Source organism: Frigoriflavimonas asaccharolytica (assembly GCF_013294015.1).
Taxonomy (GTDB): domain Bacteria; phylum Bacteroidota; class Bacteroidia; order Flavobacteriales; family Weeksellaceae; genus Frigoriflavimonas; species Frigoriflavimonas asaccharolytica.
In genome coordinates, this window is record NZ_JABSNO010000003.1 from 142,748 (window position 1) to 158,004 (window position 15,257).

The following is a 15,257-nucleotide window of genomic DNA, read 5'->3' on the forward strand; positions in this document are numbered from 1 at the left end:
TTCTACCAAGAATATTTTATGGATCAAACAAAAAATCATAAAGAAAATTACCTTCAACAGTTTAAAGAGAGAAGCTACGGAAGAAATCTCTTTAGAACTAAAGAAGAAGAGCAACTAGACTCTCCAACAGAAGAATGTGGCATATTTGGTTTATATTCGAGAGATGACGTAGATACATTTTCCCTGTCCCAATTTGGCTTATTTGCCTTGCAACATCGTGGACAAGAAGCCTGTGGAATTTCCGTAATGAAAGAGGGAAATATTTTTAATCTAAAAGATGAAGGTCTTGTTCTAGATATTTTTAAAACAATACGAGAACCAGAAGCATTCATGGGAAATTCTGTAATTGGGCACACAAGATATACCACTGCAGGAGATAAAAAGAAATATAACTTTCAACCATTTTTTGCTAAAAATGAATATGACCAAATCATATTATCCATCGCTCACAATGGAAATTTAACCAATGCCAACAAACTAAAAAAAGAGTTGGAAGCAGAAGGTGTTGTATTTCGTGCCACTTCAGATTCTGAGGTGATCCTTCGTTTAATTCAAAAAAATCTAGATTTAGGATTGCGTGGGGCAATAAAAGCGACCATGGAGAAAATAGAAGGTGCCTATTCTGTAGTTGGAATGACGCGTAATAAATTCTTTGCATTTCGTGATTTTAACGGAATCCGCCCATTGGTTTTGGGAGAAATAGATGAGAAAACATTTGTTGTAGCATCAGAGACTGCAGCTTTGGATGCTGTTGGTGGAAAATACATTCGTGATATAAAACCTGGCGAAATTGTTTTTTCTAACGAAAACGAGACCGGTTTGCACAGTTTTATGGTGAAAGAAAATTGCGAAAATAAAATTTGCTCTTTTGAGTATATCTATTTTGCAAGACCAGATACAGATTTAGAAAACATTAGTGTTTACGATATTCGAGAAAAATCTGGCGAGAAAATTTGGGAGCAAGCTCCAGTAGAAGCAGATATTGTGATAGGTGTTCCAGATTCTGGAATTCCGGCTGCAATAGGATTTTCCAAAGCTTCTGGTATTCCGTATCGTCCAGTTTTAATTAAAAATAGATATATTGGAAGATCCTTCATCGTGCCATCTCAAGAAATGAGAGAGCGCATCGTGAATTTGAAATTAAACCCAATAGTACGCGAAATTAAAGGGAAAAGAGTAGTGATAATAGATGATTCTATTGTTCGTGGTACAACTTCTAAAAGATTAGTGAAAATTTTGAAAGATGCAGGTGTAAAAGAAATTCACTTCCGAAGTGTTTCTCCGCCCATTATTGCGCCTTGCTTTTTGGGTATAGATACGCCATCAAAAGATGATCTTATCTGTGCAAATATGTCTAAGGATGAATTGCGAGATTATCTAGGTGTAGATAGTTTGGAATTTCTGAGTATGGATAATTTAAAAACAATATTAGGCTCTTCAAATCATTGTTTTGGCTGCTTTACAGAGAAGTATCCTGTAGAAAAAGGCGAAGAAATAGGATTATTTTAAAATACAAAAAAGCCTGAAATTAAATTTCAGGCTTTTCCTTTTATCGTAATATATTTTACAAATTCTAGAATTTGTAACCTAGTCCTACTTGAAATACATTATTCATAACTTTGTCTCCAGATACTCTATCTTTTGCAACATCTGTAACTCCTGCTACATATCTTGCATTGATTCCGATATTATTTGTAATCCAATATCCAGCTCCGATACCAACACCAAAATTGAATGTATTAACATTATCTTTGATATCAGTCGTTCCGTTTGTAGAAATGGTATTTGTGTTTCCTCCGCCAGTTGTGGTAACAGAAGAATCCCCTTTTTGTTTAGCACTCATCAAAAATCCAAATTCTGGACCTGCTTCCAAATATAAAGATGGAATTAATTTATACTGAAACATTACTGGAACAGCTATGTAATCCAAATCCTGAGAGAAAGAATTTTTTTCTGTAATGGTAGTTGCTCCAAAAGTTGAAACAGTTGTACCATCTACTTTACTTCCATATTGAGAATACAAAACCTCTGGTTGAATACTAAAACTTTCAGAAACTGGTAGATTTACAAAAACTCCCGCATTAAAACCGATTTTAGATTTTTGATCGCTAAGATCTGCGTCTTTAGATAAAGAAGATACATTCATCCCTCCTTTAATTCCGAATTGTTGTGCAAATGTTAAAGAACTTGCTGCTACTGCAACTGCTAATACTAATTTTTTCATAATTTTAAATTTAAATTTATTTATTTTTATTTGAGCAAAAATAATGAAAATATGAATTGCGTTATTTATAAATATTTATACAAATGTTGCACAATTTATACTCAAATCATTCTTTTGCTATTAGTCACCTCGCAAACAAGATGCCAAAAAATAATAAATCTGATAAATTGAAAATATAAACATTTGTTTAATTTTAGTTCATTTTTAACTTACTGTAGTACAGTCGCTTAGATAATGATGAAATTTAGCGTTTAAGTTGGATTTTATTTTTAAAGTATCTTTATAAATTTGATAATTAACTCCAGATGAAGCAAATTTAGAATTTAATTAAAAAACACACCTTAATTTTAAATCTATTTACTATAAAATTCAATGGAATTTTTAATGTTTTTCTCTGCACATTCCACATTGTAACTACAATTTCCTACAGATGTAATTAAAGAAAACATTACTTTTGAATTCTTATTTTTCTTATCATTTTTCATCAAGGCTAAGATGTCGTCTATTACAAAATTTAAATTTTTCTTTGGGAAATAGTTGAAAATCTTATCAATAATATGATTTGATAATTCTAAATCTATTAAATTCTCTAAATAAGAAAGCCTGGTTTCGCAAATCATCCCAATTGCAACGGCTTCTCCATGAGAAATCGGATTGCCAGATCTTAAAAATAAACTTTCCACGGCATGTCCAATTGTATGTCCAAAATTTAAAATTTTACGGATATTTTTCTCATGAAAATCTTGGTTGATGATGTTTTGCTTGATCATCATTGATTCTTTAATATATGCTGAAATACTATCTACAGTGATTTCTTCAATCTGAATTAAATTTTCCCAATGATTTTTGCTATCTACCAAGCCATGTTTCAGCATTTCTGCAAAACCACTTATCAATTCTTTTTGAGGCAAAGTTTTCAGAAAATTTGGATTCGCAAAAACGGAATCTGCTAATGCAAACGTACCCACCAAATTTTTTAAACTCTCCAAGTCTACACCAGTTTTCCCACCAATAGAAGCATCACACATTCCCAAAAGACTGGTTGGAATATTGATGAAGTCTATTCCTCTTTTATATATACTTGCTGCAAAACCACCCAAATCTGTGATTACTCCACCGCCTAAATTTATAACTAAAGCATTTCTATCTGCTTCAAATTCTGCAAATACGGTAAGTAAATTGCAAACTGTTTCTAAAGTTTTATTTTCTTCGCCAGATTCTAATTCTATTATTTCAAAGGGGATATCGATTTCTAAATCACTCAAAAGTATTGGTAAGCAATGTTCGTGCGTATTTTCATCAACGATAATAAATAATATACTTGGCGATTTTTCTTCTAAATAAGAATTTAACTCTTGAAAATCTTCTGATAAAAATTGTATTTTGGTTTCCATTTTGCAAAATTATTATTAAAAAGTGAATATTTAATCATATTTGAATTTTTTTGAAATTTCAATTTCATATCTTTGCAAAAAATAGAAAACAATGGGCAGAGATAATAGCAACAATGATAAGAAAAAGAAGTCAACAGGTTTTAAGCCAAGAGAAGTTGCTTCAAAACAATCAGGAAGTAGAGGTGCTGCTCAAGATACAAGCTATAAAGGCAAAAGCGATTATGGTCCAAGCAAATCTGCACCAAAACCGACATTCAAAAAACCTTTTGATAAAAAACAAGATGATGCAGAAAAAACCAGATCTTTTGTACAAAAAAGAAGATTTGACAAAATTGCAAAAGCAGTTCCAAAAGAAACAATTCGTCTTAATAAGTATATCGCAAATTCTGGAATGTGCAGCAGAAGAGAAGCAGATGAATTGATAACCCAAGGATTGGTAACCGTAAATGGAAAAACTATTTCCGAAATGGGATACCAAGTTTTGAGAACAGATAAAGTAATTTTTGATGGACAAGGAATTGTACCAGAAAAACCAGTGTACGTACTTTTAAACAAACCAAAAGGTTATATTTCTGATACAAAATTTGATAAAGCAGATAAAAATGTAACAGATTTAGTTGCGAATGCATCACCATACAAACTTTATCCCGTTGGCAAATTGGATAGAACTTCTTTGGGAGTAATTTTGTTGACAAACGACCAATTGATGTTGAAAAAAATGACGCATCCTGCATTTACCCTTAAAAATATATATCAAGTAGCACTAGATAAAAAATTGGATAAAGACGATCTACAAGCCATAAAAGATGGGATAAGATTGGACGAAGGTATTGCGGAAGTAGATCACATTTCTTATATAGAAGGACAGGCAAAAAATGAAATTGGTATAGAATTACATTTAGGATGGAACAGAATTGTGCGCAGAATTTTCTCTAAAGTTGGCTATGAAGTAGAAGTTTTGGATAGAGTTATGTTTGCCGGATTGACGAAGAAAAACATCAAACGTGGACATTGGAGAATATTGACAGACCAAGAAGTGAATAATTTAAAGATGCTTTAATATTTAAATTTTTGAACATAAAAAAACTACAATTGTTGAAATTGTAGTTTTTTTTTGCATTAAATTATTTAGAAAATTTATCCTAAAATCGTTACGCCATTTTGCAATAATGTAAAGATGGTTTCTTTATCATTTCCTGGCTTTGCGTTCACAGCTTTGGTTCCGTTAAAGTGTAGGCAAGTAAGATATCCATTTGCTACAGCATCCAAACATGTATATTTGACGCAATAATCTAAAGCCAAACCAACAATTTCCACTAATTGTATATCTTTAGATTTTAAATAATCATCTAGATCTGTTTTTGTGAAATGATTGTTATCCTGAAAAGCACTGTAACTATCAATTTCAATATTCAAACCTTTTTGCACAATGTGCGTTGCTTTTTCGATGTTTAAATCTTTTTGAAATTCTGCACCGAAAGTATTTTGAACACAATGATCTGGCCACATAAATTGATTGATACCATTCAATTTGATAATATCTCCCACTTTTCTACCATTATTAGAAGCAAAACTTTTATGATTTGCAGGATGCCAATCTTGAGAAAGCACAATTTCGTCGTAATTATTATCTTCCATCAAAAGATTGATGTATGGTATAATCTGGTTTGCATCTGGAACGGCTAAACTTCCGCCTTCGCAAAAATCGTTTTGTACATCTACAATTATTAGGGCTTTTTTCATGCTGGCGTTTTATAAATAAAGGGAAGTAAAATTTTTAATTTTTAGATTTAATTTATTTTAATTAAATTGGCTACAAATTTATAAATAATATGGGCTTTTTAAATAATATATTTAATAAAAATTCTGAAGAAAACACTTCAACTTTTTGGAAAAACATAAATTCAGTAGAAGATTTGAATAATGCAATTGCAGAATCAAAAACTAAAAAAGTAATCATTTTTAAACATTCAACCCGTTGTCATATCAGCAAAATGGTGCTGTCGAGATTTGAAAAAGACGCTGAAAATTTTGAAGGTGATGCAGAATTTTATTTTCTAGATCTGATTGCACATAGAGATGTCTCAAATATAATAGCGGAAAATTTGGATGTTACGCATCAAAGTCCGCAATTATTAATATTGGAAAATGGAGTAGTGGTAAAGCATGCTTCTCACAATGATGCAAGTTTTAATCTGGTCGAATAGATTATTTCGCTTTCTTCAATTCCGTTAAAATTTTATTTTGCTCTGCCATTAATTTATTAATATTTGTAAGATCAAAACTATTGGTGTTTTGATATTTTTCTATTTCTGGCAAGGTTTTAAAAATTTTGAAAGAATCGTAATTATCATTGATAATAGTAATATTACTTTTTGCTGCAGCAATATAGTTTCTCACATTTGCAGTTTTCTCGGCGTAATTATTAAAACTATTTACCATCACACTATCCACTTTTTTTCTCATAAGGGAATCTTTGAAGGTGGTGGTTTTTTGCTGTGCATCTTTATAATAGTTGTCAGAATTGGCGAGCACATTTTCGTAGACGGAGATAGTTTCCGTGGTTTTTGTATTCAGATTTTTAATTTGTGTATCCAATTTTGCAAGATTTTTATCTTTTAAAAGTAATTGGCTATAGATATCTTCCACCATTCCAGCATTGGTTCTATATGTTTTCTGGAAGGGATCGGTAGATTTTGTTTCTATATTTTCCACCACATTTTTTTCTTCACTCGGTAAATCTGCATTCTTTTTTATAGAAGAGTTTTCTTTGCAAGAAAATAATAGAATTGGTAGAAGTAAAAAGCCGAATTTTTTCATTGAATTTGATGATTTTGAAAGATGATTGTTTTTGTGCCAAAAAGATACAAAAAAAATGCAAAATATCTAGTATTTTGCATTTTTAATTTTAAAAAATAATTCGAAAATTATTTCCCTAGATAAGATTTCAATATTTTACTTCTCGTATTATGTTTCAATCTTTTGATGGCTTTTTCTTTTATCTGTCTTACTCTTTCTCTTGTAAGATCGAATGTTTCGCCTATTTCTTCTAAAGTCATTGGATGTTTTCCGTTCAAACCGAAATACAATCTTACCAAATCTGCTTCTCTAGAAGTTAATGTTTGCAAAGCTCTTTCAATTTCTATTTGTAGAGATTCTAGCATCAAATCTTTATCCGGACTAGGAGATTCTCCCGAACGCAATACATCATAAAGGTTAGAGTCTTCTCCTTCTACCAAAGGTGCATCCATAGAAAGGTGACGTCCAGAATTCTTCATAGATTCTTTGATGTCTTCCTCGCTCATATCCAAAACTTCAGAAAGTTCTTCCGGAGATGGTGGTCTTTCATTCTCTTGCTCAAGATGTGCGTATGCTTTATTAATTTTATTAATAGAACCAATTTTGTTCAGCGGCAATCTCACAATTCTAGATTGTTCTGCCAAAGCTTGCAAAATAGATTGGCGAATCCACCAAACAGCGTAAGAAATAAATTTAAAACCTCTTGTTTCATCATATCTTTTCGCAGCCTTCATCAATCCAAGATTTCCTTCGTTGATTAAATCTGGCAAAGAAAGTCCCTGATTTTGATATTGTTTAGAAACAGAAACTACAAAACGAAGATTGGCTTTTATCAATTTTTCTAGTGCAACCTTATCACCTGCGCGAATTCTTTGCGCCAATTCTACCTCTTCATCTGCGTTGATAAGATCTACCTTACCAATTTCTTGCAAATATTTGTCTAGTGAAGCGGTTTCTCTATTAGTTACCTGTTTGGTTATTTTTAATTGTCTCATATATTTTTTGACGTTTAATTTTGATATACAATTATTATACGATACAAAACATAAAAAGGTTACAAAACATTTGATAATTATTATATTTCAAAAAGATTTGGGCAGCATAATCCGCCTTCCGTTCCCATTCTTTTTTTGCAAAAAAGGAATTCCACTCAAGTCGGGCTGCAAAGTTTCGCTTTATAAAAAGGTAATTAATGATGTAAAAACAAGAAGTATTATCAACTAAATAATAAAAATTTAATGAGGTTAATAGAAATAAAACCTTTCTAAAAAAACTTTATCAATCAATTTATTATCAGCATAAAATTCATTAATTTTGTAGAATTGCACTTTCTGCAATATACTTGAATATAAAATGAGCGACAAAAAAGAATATATAGAAGTTTACGGCGCGCGTGAACACAATCTCAAAAATATAGACGTAAAAATTCCCCGAAATGAACTCGTAGTTATCACGGGATTATCTGGCAGCGGAAAGTCTTCCTTGGCTTTTGATACCATTTTTGCAGAAGGACAGCGTAGATATATAGAAACCTTTTCTGCTTATGCACGTCAATTTCTTGGCGGCTTGGAACGTCCAGATGTAGATAAAATAGAAGGACTTTCTCCCGTAATTGCGATTGAACAAAAAACCACCAACAAAAATCCACGTTCTACAGTGGGTACAGTTACAGAATTGTATGATTTTTTACGTTTGCTTTTTGCCAGAGTTTCGGATGCTTACTCCCTTACTTCTGGTAGAAAAATGGTGAATTATACCGAAGAGCAAATTTTAGAAACTTTGATAAATAATTATCAAGGAGAAAAATTATTATTAACGGCTCCAGTTGTGCGCTCCAGAAAAGGACATTACAATGAACTTTTTATCCAAATGGCAAGAAAAGGATACGGACAAGCCAGAATTGATGGAGAATTGGTAGATATTGAATACGATTTGAAACTAGATCGCTACAAGACCCACGAAATAGATATTGTAATAGATAGATGGATCATCGGAGAGAATGCTACCGAATCTAGAATGCCGCAATCTCTGAAAACTGCCATGGAAATGGGAGAAGGAACCATTGGTATTCAAAAATTAGGAGACACAGAAATAGAATATTATTCTAAAAACCTGATGGATGAAGAAACTGGAAACTCTTTAGAATTACCAGAACCAAATACGTTTTCCTTTAATTCACCAAAAGGAAGTTGCCCAAATTGCCGTGGTTTGGGAGTAATAAAAGAGATCAATACCAAATATTTTGTAGAAAAACCAACATTATCCATCAACCAAGGCGGATTGCTACCTTTAGAAGATATAAAATCTAATAAATATGTGCTAAGCCAAATTAAAAATATACTAGAATTATTTGATTTAGATCTTTCTACGCCGATTGAAAAAATTCCAAAAGAAGCGATGGATTTTATTTATAATGGACATCATAGAGAGCTTACAAAAGAATTGAAACATGCGGGAATTACAAAAAAAATAAAAGTAAATTTTGATGGATTAATTGCTTATATGCAAGAATTAATTGATGATAAAGATAATTACGAAGCCGTACTTTTGGAAAGACATTTCACCACGGAAGAAGTTTGCCCAGAGTGCAAAGGTGCAAGATTAAAGCAAAGTAGTTTAAGTTTTAAAATCGATGGAAAAAATATTGCAGAAGTTAACGCCTTGAGTTTAACGGATCTTAAAATATGGATAAAAGAAATCGAAAACTCCTTTTCTGCAAAAAATAAAATAATTGCCTACGAAATTTTAAAAGAATTAGAAACCAGATTACAATTTTTGTTGGATGTTGGTTTAGAATATCTAAGTTTAAGCAGAAGCACAAGAACGCTTTCTGGTGGCGAATCTCAGAGAATTCGTTTGGCTACGCAAATTGGGTCTCAATTGGTGAATGTGCTCTATATTCTAGACGAACCTTCCATTGGTTTGCATCAAAGAGATAACGAAAGATTAATAAAATCTTTGAAGAATCTGAGAGATATCGGAAATTCTGTTCTCGTTGTAGAACATGATAAAGATATGATTTTAGAAGCTGATGAAGTATTAGACATTGGGCCAAAAGCTGGGAAATTTGGAGGTGAAGTTCTTTGGCAAGGCAAACCAGCAGATTTACTAAATGCAGATACCGTAACGGCAGATTACCTAACGGGAAAACGAAAAATTGAAATTCCTGCAGAAAGAAGACCAGGAAATGGCAAAAAAATTGTGCTGAAAGGTGCAACTGGAAATAACTTGAAAAATGTAAATCTCGAAGTTCCACTAGGGAAACTAGTTGTGGTAACGGGAGTTTCCGGTGGCGGAAAATCTTCATTAATCAATGGAACTTTGTATCCAATCCTCAATAAACATATTTATAGAGGTGTAAAAGAACCTTTGCCTTACAAAAAAATTGAAGGTTTGGATGAGATTGACAAAATTGTAGACGTAGATCAGTCGCCGATTGGAAGAACTCCTCGTTCCAATCCGGCTACTTATACAGGAATGTTTACCACAATTCGTACTTTATTTTCAGAAATGCCAGAAAGCAAAATACGTGGGTACAAACCAGGTCGTTTTTCCTTTAATGTAAAAGGTGGCCGTTGCGAAACCTGTCAAGGTGGTGGTTTGAAAGTGATAGAAATGAATTTTCTGCCAGATGTTTACGTGCATTGCGAAACTTGCAACGGAAAAAGATTCAATAGAGAAACTTTAGAAATTCGCTACAAAGGAAAATCTATTTCAGATGTTCTAGAAATGACTGTGGATGAAGCGGTAGAATCTTTCTCTAAAATTCCAAAAATTTATTTAAAAGTAAAAACCATGCAAGATGTTGGTTTGGGTTACATTACACTTGGTCAGCAATCTACCACACTTTCTGGCGGAGAAGCGCAACGTATAAAACTCGCCACAGAATTAAGCAAAAGACAAACAGGAAATACTTTATATATTCTAGACGAACCAACCACAGGTTTGCATTTTGAAGATGTAAAAGTATTGATGGATGCTATCAATCAGTTGGTAGATTTAGGAAATTCCTTCATCATTATTGAGCACAATATGGATGTGATAAAATTAGCAGATCACATTATAGATGTTGGTCCAGATGGTGGAAAAAACGGAGGAACCATCGTCGCAATTGGAACTCCAGAAGAGATTATTAAAAATAAAAAAAGTGTAACTGCGAGGTTTTTAAAAGCGGAATTGGAGGCTTAATTTATCTGCATCCACTTTGTCAAAGTTTCAATCCCGATAGCAATCGGGATGACAAAGTTTTTTTATGAACTGCGGATTTTTTACCGTTAAGGCAGTTAAGGAATTAAGGACATGAAGAATTTAAATAAGGAACAAACAAGTTTGTTCTCATTAAGGGAATTAAGAAACTATTTTTTAATAGTAGACGAAGTTCAAATTTCTTTAAAAAGCTTGATTTTACGACATTTTATCAGATTGAAGATTCGATGGATTTTAATTTTAAATAGTGCCAAATAGTTATCGTTAATTGAGTAAATTTTGTGGTTTAATTTTTAAATATAAATACAGTGAATCCCTTTCTTGATGTAGCTTTACGAAGCATTGCCGTTTATTTTTTCATGTTTGCTGCAATCAGAATTTTTGGTAAAAACCAACTGTCACAGCTAAATGCGGGAGACATTGTCTTGCTTTTGCTTATTTCCAATGCGGTGCAAAATGCGATGGTGGGTTCCAACAATTCTTTAGAAGGCGGTTTGGTTGCAGCAACTGTTCTGTTTGCTCTAAATTTTTTAGTAAAAAAAATAATTTTTAAAAATCCTATAATTAAAAGTTTAATTGAATCTGATCCTGTTGTTTTAATTAAAGACGGAATAGTAGATAATATTAAAATGAAAGAACAGCAAGTAAGTTTTGATGAATTAGAAGAAGTCGTTCGCGAACATGGCGTAGAAAATATAGGAGATGTGAAATTAGCTGTTTTGGAAGTTGATGGTAATATTAGCGTAATTTCAATGGATATAGAAAACAATCAAACTAAATTTACACATCATAAAAGAAAATTCCCAAGAAAAAGCCACAAATATTAATTTTTAGAATAATTTTATAAAGAAATGAACTACAAAATAAGACCAATGCTTCCCAAAGATGCTACACGCGTTTTGCAAATTTTCCAGCAAGGAATTGATGGCGGAAATGCCACTTTTGATCAGCATATTCCAACTTGGGAACAGTGGGATGAAGAACATGTGGACCAATGCCGTTTTTCTCTACTAGATGAAAATGATAAAGTGGTTGGTTGGTGCGCTTTGCTGAAGGTCAGCTCTCGTGAATGCTTTCAAGGTGTGGCAGAATTGAGCATTTATGTAGATAATGACAATCACGGGAAAGGTTTGGGTACCATTCTCTTGGAAAAAATAATTTTAGATAGCGAAGAAAATGGATTCTGGACCTTGCAAAGTGGAATTTTTCCGGAGAATACAGGTTCTATTCACTTGCACGAAAAATTAGGATTTAGAATTATTGGAAATCGAGAAAAAATAGGTAAATCCAATGGGAAATGGCGAGATATTATTTTGATGGAAAGAAGAAGTACGACTGTAGGAATTTGAAAATTTATAAATTTGAGAATTTGCGAATATTTGATTTTGTAATTAAATGTACCACATAAAATTTTAAAAAGCCAATCACTTTATGCGATTGGCTTTTTAAAATTATAGCTAAATAAATTTCAAAAATATAGTAGAATTTAGTTTACTTCTCTTTTGTAATATGCTAATCCAAAAGGATTTGTATTTGTAGTAATTGTAGTTTCTGGTGTTATTATATTTCCATTAATTGTGTAGGTAGAAACCGTATTCGACATAGAACCAGAATGTGTAACAAACATTTTGTTTCCTGCTTCATTCACTACTACATTGTGTGGAATTGCACTCAAAGTACTTACAGCACTTCCGTTTAATGCACTATTTGCGGAATTTATAGAATACACTTGGCTTCCCGTAAAATTGGTTACAAAAAGCGTACTTTGGCTCGGAGAAGGTATTATTCCGTGAGCACCAACCAATGTAGTAGTTGATATTAAACTAAAATCATTTGCATTCAAAGTATAAAATTGATTAGAAACTTGACAGGGAACATATAATTTGTTGGTAGAAGGTAGCGCGTAAAGATGTGGATCTTTTCCAACATTCACTTCACCGGTTTTTGCAAAGGTAGAAGTTGAATACATGAAAACTCTATCTGGCATAGACGGATTAAAATCTAAAATAGAAACATAAGCCTTTGTTCCATCACTATTTAAAAATACATCATGAGGAACAAAGCCAACATTAATGGTTTGCACAACGGTATTGGAATTTAAATCTATTACGGAAATGGTTTTATCTACATCATTTACTACCCAAAGTTGTTTCCCAAGACCATCTGCCCACATGTGAAAAACGCCAACTCCAACATTAATAGAACTTTCTACCTCTTTTGTTTTTGGGTTAATAATGTGCACTTTATTTTGAAATGCATCGCCAACATACAATTTATCTTTCGTTGGAACATAAACTACATACATTGGTGCAGCTCCTGGAATTGATAATGTTTTTAATACCTGATTGGTTTTGGCATCTAGAAAACTTACGCTTCCTGCATTTCGATTTGCAATCAGTACATTTTCTTCAAATACTTTTGGAGGTGCAATTATTTCATCTTCTGTGCTGTTACAAGAAACTAAAAAGGCAGAAAACATTACAATTGAAAGAACAGATAATAATACTTTTTTCATAATTATTTTTTTTAAATAGTCATTTGCAGATCTACGTATTTACTAAGAAATATATACGTAAGAAATGTATTTTAAATATTTATCAAAAATTAATTATCTCGAATTTTCTTTAATTAAATAAAAAGATAAACACACAGCAAACCAATTCCACCCAAAACGATGGTGTAAGGAAGCGCCATTTTCACCATTCTTCCGTACGATAAATCAATTAATGGTGCTAAAGAAGAAGTCAATAAAAATAGAAAAGCGGCTTGTCCGTTTGGTGTTGCAACACTTGGAAGATTAGTACCAGTATTGATGGCTATTGCTAATTGATGCATGTGCTCTTCCGTTATTTCGCCACGCTCAAATGCACCATGAACTTCATTGATATAAACCGTCGCTACAAATACATTATCGCTGATTGCAGATAATAGTCCATTGGCTACATAAAATATAGAAGGTTGCTGTTCAATAGGTTGTGCTAAAGCAAATTCTATAATTGGTTTGAATAAGTGCTGATCGTGAATCATAGAAACAATTACAAAAAATACTACCAACAAAGCAGTAAAAGGTAATGCTTCTGTGAACGCTTTTCCTATGGCATGTTCATCCGTAATTCCCATAAAAGCTGTTTGCAAGATGATAATTGCCAAACCGATAAATCCAACGGGTGCAATGTGCAAAGCCAAAGCAATTACCAATAATCCTGCGGCAACACCTTGAACTATCAACCCATATTTATCTGCTTTAGAACGTTTTGCAGAATTTTCTTCGGTGTAATTTTCGATTATTGTTCTTACATTTGAAGGTAATTCGGCGCCATATCCAAAAATTTTAAATTTTTCTAATAAGATGGTAGTAAGCAATCCACAAATGAAAACTGGAATAGTAACAGGTACCATATGCACAAAAAATGCAATGAAATCTTCGCCCATCTTTTCGCCTATTAATAAATTTTGTGGCTCACCAACTAAGGTCATTACACCACCCAAAGCAGTTCCTACAACACCATGCATGATGATGCTTCTCAAAAATGAACGAAACTGTACCAATGTATCCTTTATTTCTTCACTATCTGGTATACCATCATGATTATAATCTGCAGAATAATCTGATCGTATTTTATGATAAATTTCAAAAAATCCTACACAAACGCTTATCAAAACAGCAGTTACTGTCAATGCATCTAAAAATGCTGAAAGCAAGGCTGCGATAAAAACAACAGAAAATGAAAGTAAAATTTTGGATTTTACCTTCACAAAAACACGGCTAAAAATATACATTAATAGTGGTTTCATGAAATAAATTCCCGCAATCATAAAAAGCAAAAGAAGTAAAACCTCTAGATTTGCACCTACTTCTAGATACGCATTTTTTGCCGTCGTCAATCCTAGAACTACAATTTGAACTGCCAACAAACCACCACTTTGCAAAGGATAGCATTTTAAAGCCATACCCAAACAGAAAATAAATTCTGCGATGAACAACCAAGAAACTATTTGATGGGCAACATGGATATCCATAAAAAGCGGCAACCCAAAAAAGAGCAACATATTTAAGACCAATAAGCCGAGAATTGTAAATTTGAACCAAGATGGACTATTGCCCAGAAAACTTTTAAACATGAAAATAATTTTAACTTTTATAAGTCGGCAAATTTACAAAAACTCAATTTAAGAAAGGTCAAATTTCCCTATATTCTAGAATATTGTAAATTCAGTTCGGTTTTAAAAATGATTACAGCTTCACCAAATTTTTTAGAAATGATTTCAGAAATATTTACCAATTCGTTTACTATAAATTCTTCCCGCAAATTTTCATCATCAAAAATTAATAGTAGATTGTAATTTTTTCCTTCTGTGATGTAATCACTCGCCACTTCGGAGAAATAATATTTTTCTACTTGGTACAAATTTTCTACCAGTTGTTTTAATTCTTTTTGAGTATAAATTTCAAAATTTTCTAGATTATCTTGGTTCGTATGAAAAGTTAGACTTAATAGGCTCATTTAATTAATTTTTTAAGTGTTTTTTTGAAAATATATTGGGCAAAAATCGGTAAATATTTTGTAAATTAGCCCGTCAGTTTAATTAAAATAAAAATGAATTTTTTAAATTTTAAAACTTACTGATTATCA

General features: G+C 32.2%; 14 protein-coding genes. 6 read left to right on the forward strand and 8 right to left on the reverse strand.

The window, feature by feature from the left end; all coding sequences use genetic code 11:
* Nucleotides 1–18: 18 nt before the first annotated feature.
* On the forward strand, nucleotides 19–1,509 hold the full coding sequence (gene purF / locus HNQ03_RS03055; protein WP_173778181.1) for an amidophosphoribosyltransferase: 1,491 nt from the start codon (nucleotides 19–21) through the stop codon (nucleotides 1,507–1,509).
* A gap of 64 nt (nucleotides 1,510–1,573) precedes the next feature.
* Here the strand turns inward: purF and HNQ03_RS03060 are convergent, their stop codons facing one another.
* Nucleotides 1,574–2,224 (reverse strand): porin family protein, encoded by a 651-nt coding sequence (locus tag HNQ03_RS03060; RefSeq protein WP_173778182.1) that lies wholly within the window; start codon nucleotides 2,222–2,224, stop codon nucleotides 1,574–1,576.
* 353 nt (nucleotides 2,225–2,577) lie between these two features.
* Nucleotides 2,578–3,618 (reverse strand): 3-dehydroquinate synthase, encoded by a 1,041-nt coding sequence (gene aroB / locus HNQ03_RS03065; RefSeq protein ID WP_173778183.1) that lies wholly within the window; start codon nucleotides 3,616–3,618, stop codon nucleotides 2,578–2,580.
* A gap of 91 nt (nucleotides 3,619–3,709) precedes the next feature.
* Between aroB and HNQ03_RS03070 the strand changes: the two genes are divergently transcribed.
* Entirely contained in the window at nucleotides 3,710–4,678 is a 969-nt protein-coding gene (locus HNQ03_RS03070; protein WP_173778184.1) for a pseudouridine synthase, read from the forward strand.
* Nucleotides 4,679–4,755: 77 nt separating this feature from the next.
* Here the strand turns inward: HNQ03_RS03070 and pncA are convergent, their stop codons facing one another.
* Nucleotides 4,756–5,361, reverse strand: a complete 606-nt coding sequence (pncA, locus tag HNQ03_RS03075) for a bifunctional nicotinamidase/pyrazinamidase (protein WP_173778185.1) — start codon at nucleotides 5,359–5,361, stop codon at nucleotides 4,756–4,758.
* A gap of 89 nt (nucleotides 5,362–5,450) precedes the next feature.
* Between pncA and ytxJ the strand changes: the two genes are divergently transcribed.
* Nucleotides 5,451–5,825: a bacillithiol system redox-active protein YtxJ gene (gene ytxJ / locus HNQ03_RS03080; protein ID WP_173778186.1), complete on the forward strand. Its 375-nt coding sequence runs from the start codon at nucleotides 5,451–5,453 to the stop codon at nucleotides 5,823–5,825.
* 1 nt (nucleotide 5,826) lies between these two features.
* Here ytxJ and HNQ03_RS03085 read toward each other — a convergent pair whose 3' ends face one another.
* Both HNQ03_RS03085 and HNQ03_RS03090 read right to left on the reverse strand, forming a co-directional pair.
* Nucleotides 5,827–6,438, reverse strand: a complete 612-nt coding sequence (locus HNQ03_RS03085; protein WP_173778187.1) for a hypothetical protein — start codon at nucleotides 6,436–6,438, stop codon at nucleotides 5,827–5,829.
* Between the two features lie 107 nt (nucleotides 6,439–6,545).
* Complete coding sequence (locus tag HNQ03_RS03090; protein WP_173778188.1) at nucleotides 6,546–7,412, reverse strand: sigma-70 family RNA polymerase sigma factor; 867 nt, start codon at nucleotides 7,410–7,412, stop codon at nucleotides 6,546–6,548.
* Nucleotides 7,413–7,770: 358 nt separating this feature from the next.
* Between HNQ03_RS03090 and uvrA the strand changes: the two genes are divergently transcribed.
* The 3 genes from uvrA to HNQ03_RS03105 all read left to right on the forward strand — a co-directional run bounded on the left by uvrA (nucleotide 7,771) and on the right by HNQ03_RS03105 (nucleotide 11,972).
* Nucleotides 7,771–10,605, forward strand: a complete 2,835-nt coding sequence (gene uvrA, locus HNQ03_RS03095; protein ID WP_173778189.1) for an excinuclease ABC subunit UvrA — start codon at nucleotides 7,771–7,773, stop codon at nucleotides 10,603–10,605.
* A gap of 326 nt (nucleotides 10,606–10,931) precedes the next feature.
* On the forward strand, nucleotides 10,932–11,450 hold the full coding sequence (locus tag HNQ03_RS03100; RefSeq protein ID WP_173778190.1) for a DUF421 domain-containing protein: 519 nt from the start codon (nucleotides 10,932–10,934) through the stop codon (nucleotides 11,448–11,450).
* 24 nt (nucleotides 11,451–11,474) lie between these two features.
* Entirely contained in the window at nucleotides 11,475–11,972 is a 498-nt protein-coding gene (locus HNQ03_RS03105; protein ID WP_173778191.1) for a GNAT family N-acetyltransferase, read from the forward strand.
* Between the two features lie 137 nt (nucleotides 11,973–12,109).
* On the opposite strand, the gene HNQ03_RS03110 is transcribed toward HNQ03_RS03105, so the two are convergent.
* From HNQ03_RS03110 to HNQ03_RS03120, 3 genes are all read right to left on the reverse strand, one after another.
* Nucleotides 12,110–13,138: a YncE family protein gene (locus HNQ03_RS03110; RefSeq protein ID WP_194305148.1), complete on the reverse strand. Its 1,029-nt coding sequence runs from the start codon at nucleotides 13,136–13,138 to the stop codon at nucleotides 12,110–12,112.
* Nucleotides 13,139–13,251: 113 nt separating this feature from the next.
* A complete protein-coding gene (gene nhaB / locus HNQ03_RS03115) occupies nucleotides 13,252–14,745 on the reverse strand; it encodes a sodium/proton antiporter NhaB (RefSeq protein ID WP_173778192.1) in 1,494 nt (497 codons plus the stop codon).
* 68 nt (nucleotides 14,746–14,813) lie between these two features.
* On the reverse strand, nucleotides 14,814–15,128 hold the full coding sequence (locus HNQ03_RS03120) for a DUF4286 family protein (protein ID WP_173778193.1): 315 nt from the start codon (nucleotides 15,126–15,128) through the stop codon (nucleotides 14,814–14,816).
* Nucleotides 15,129–15,257 lie beyond the last annotated feature (129 nt).

Bases quoted from the DNA above. Each gene is read 5' to 3' on its own strand.
- HNQ03_RS03120 (WP_173778193.1), bottom strand. From the start codon at position 15,128: ATGAGCCTATTAAGTCTAACTTTTCATACGAACCAAGATAATCTAGAA.
- ytxJ (WP_173778186.1), top strand. From the start codon at position 5,451: ATGGGCTTTTTAAATAATATATTTAATAAAAATTCTGAAGAAAACACT.
- nhaB (WP_173778192.1), bottom strand. From the start codon at position 14,745: ATGTTTAAAAGTTTTCTGGGCAATAGTCCATCTTGGTTCAAATTTACA.
- purF (WP_173778181.1), top strand. From the start codon at position 19: ATGGATCAAACAAAAAATCATAAAGAAAATTACCTTCAACAGTTTAAA.
- HNQ03_RS03070 (WP_173778184.1), top strand. From the start codon at position 3,710: ATGGGCAGAGATAATAGCAACAATGATAAGAAAAAGAAGTCAACAGGT.
- aroB (WP_173778183.1), bottom strand. From the start codon at position 3,618: ATGGAAACCAAAATACAATTTTTATCAGAAGATTTTCAAGAGTTAAAT.
- HNQ03_RS03060 (WP_173778182.1), bottom strand. From the start codon at position 2,224: ATGAAAAAATTAGTATTAGCAGTTGCAGTAGCAGCAAGTTCTTTAACA.
- pncA (WP_173778185.1), bottom strand. From the start codon at position 5,361: ATGAAAAAAGCCCTAATAATTGTAGATGTACAAAACGATTTTTGCGAA.
- HNQ03_RS03090 (WP_173778188.1), bottom strand. From the start codon at position 7,412: ATGAGACAATTAAAAATAACCAAACAGGTAACTAATAGAGAAACCGCT.
- HNQ03_RS03105 (WP_173778191.1), top strand. From the start codon at position 11,475: ATGAACTACAAAATAAGACCAATGCTTCCCAAAGATGCTACACGCGTT.
- HNQ03_RS03110 (WP_194305148.1), bottom strand. From the start codon at position 13,138: ATGAAAAAAGTATTATTATCTGTTCTTTCAATTGTAATGTTTTCTGCC.
- HNQ03_RS03085 (WP_173778187.1), bottom strand. From the start codon at position 6,438: ATGAAAAAATTCGGCTTTTTACTTCTACCAATTCTATTATTTTCTTGC.
- uvrA (WP_173778189.1), top strand. From the start codon at position 7,771: ATGAGCGACAAAAAAGAATATATAGAAGTTTACGGCGCGCGTGAACAC.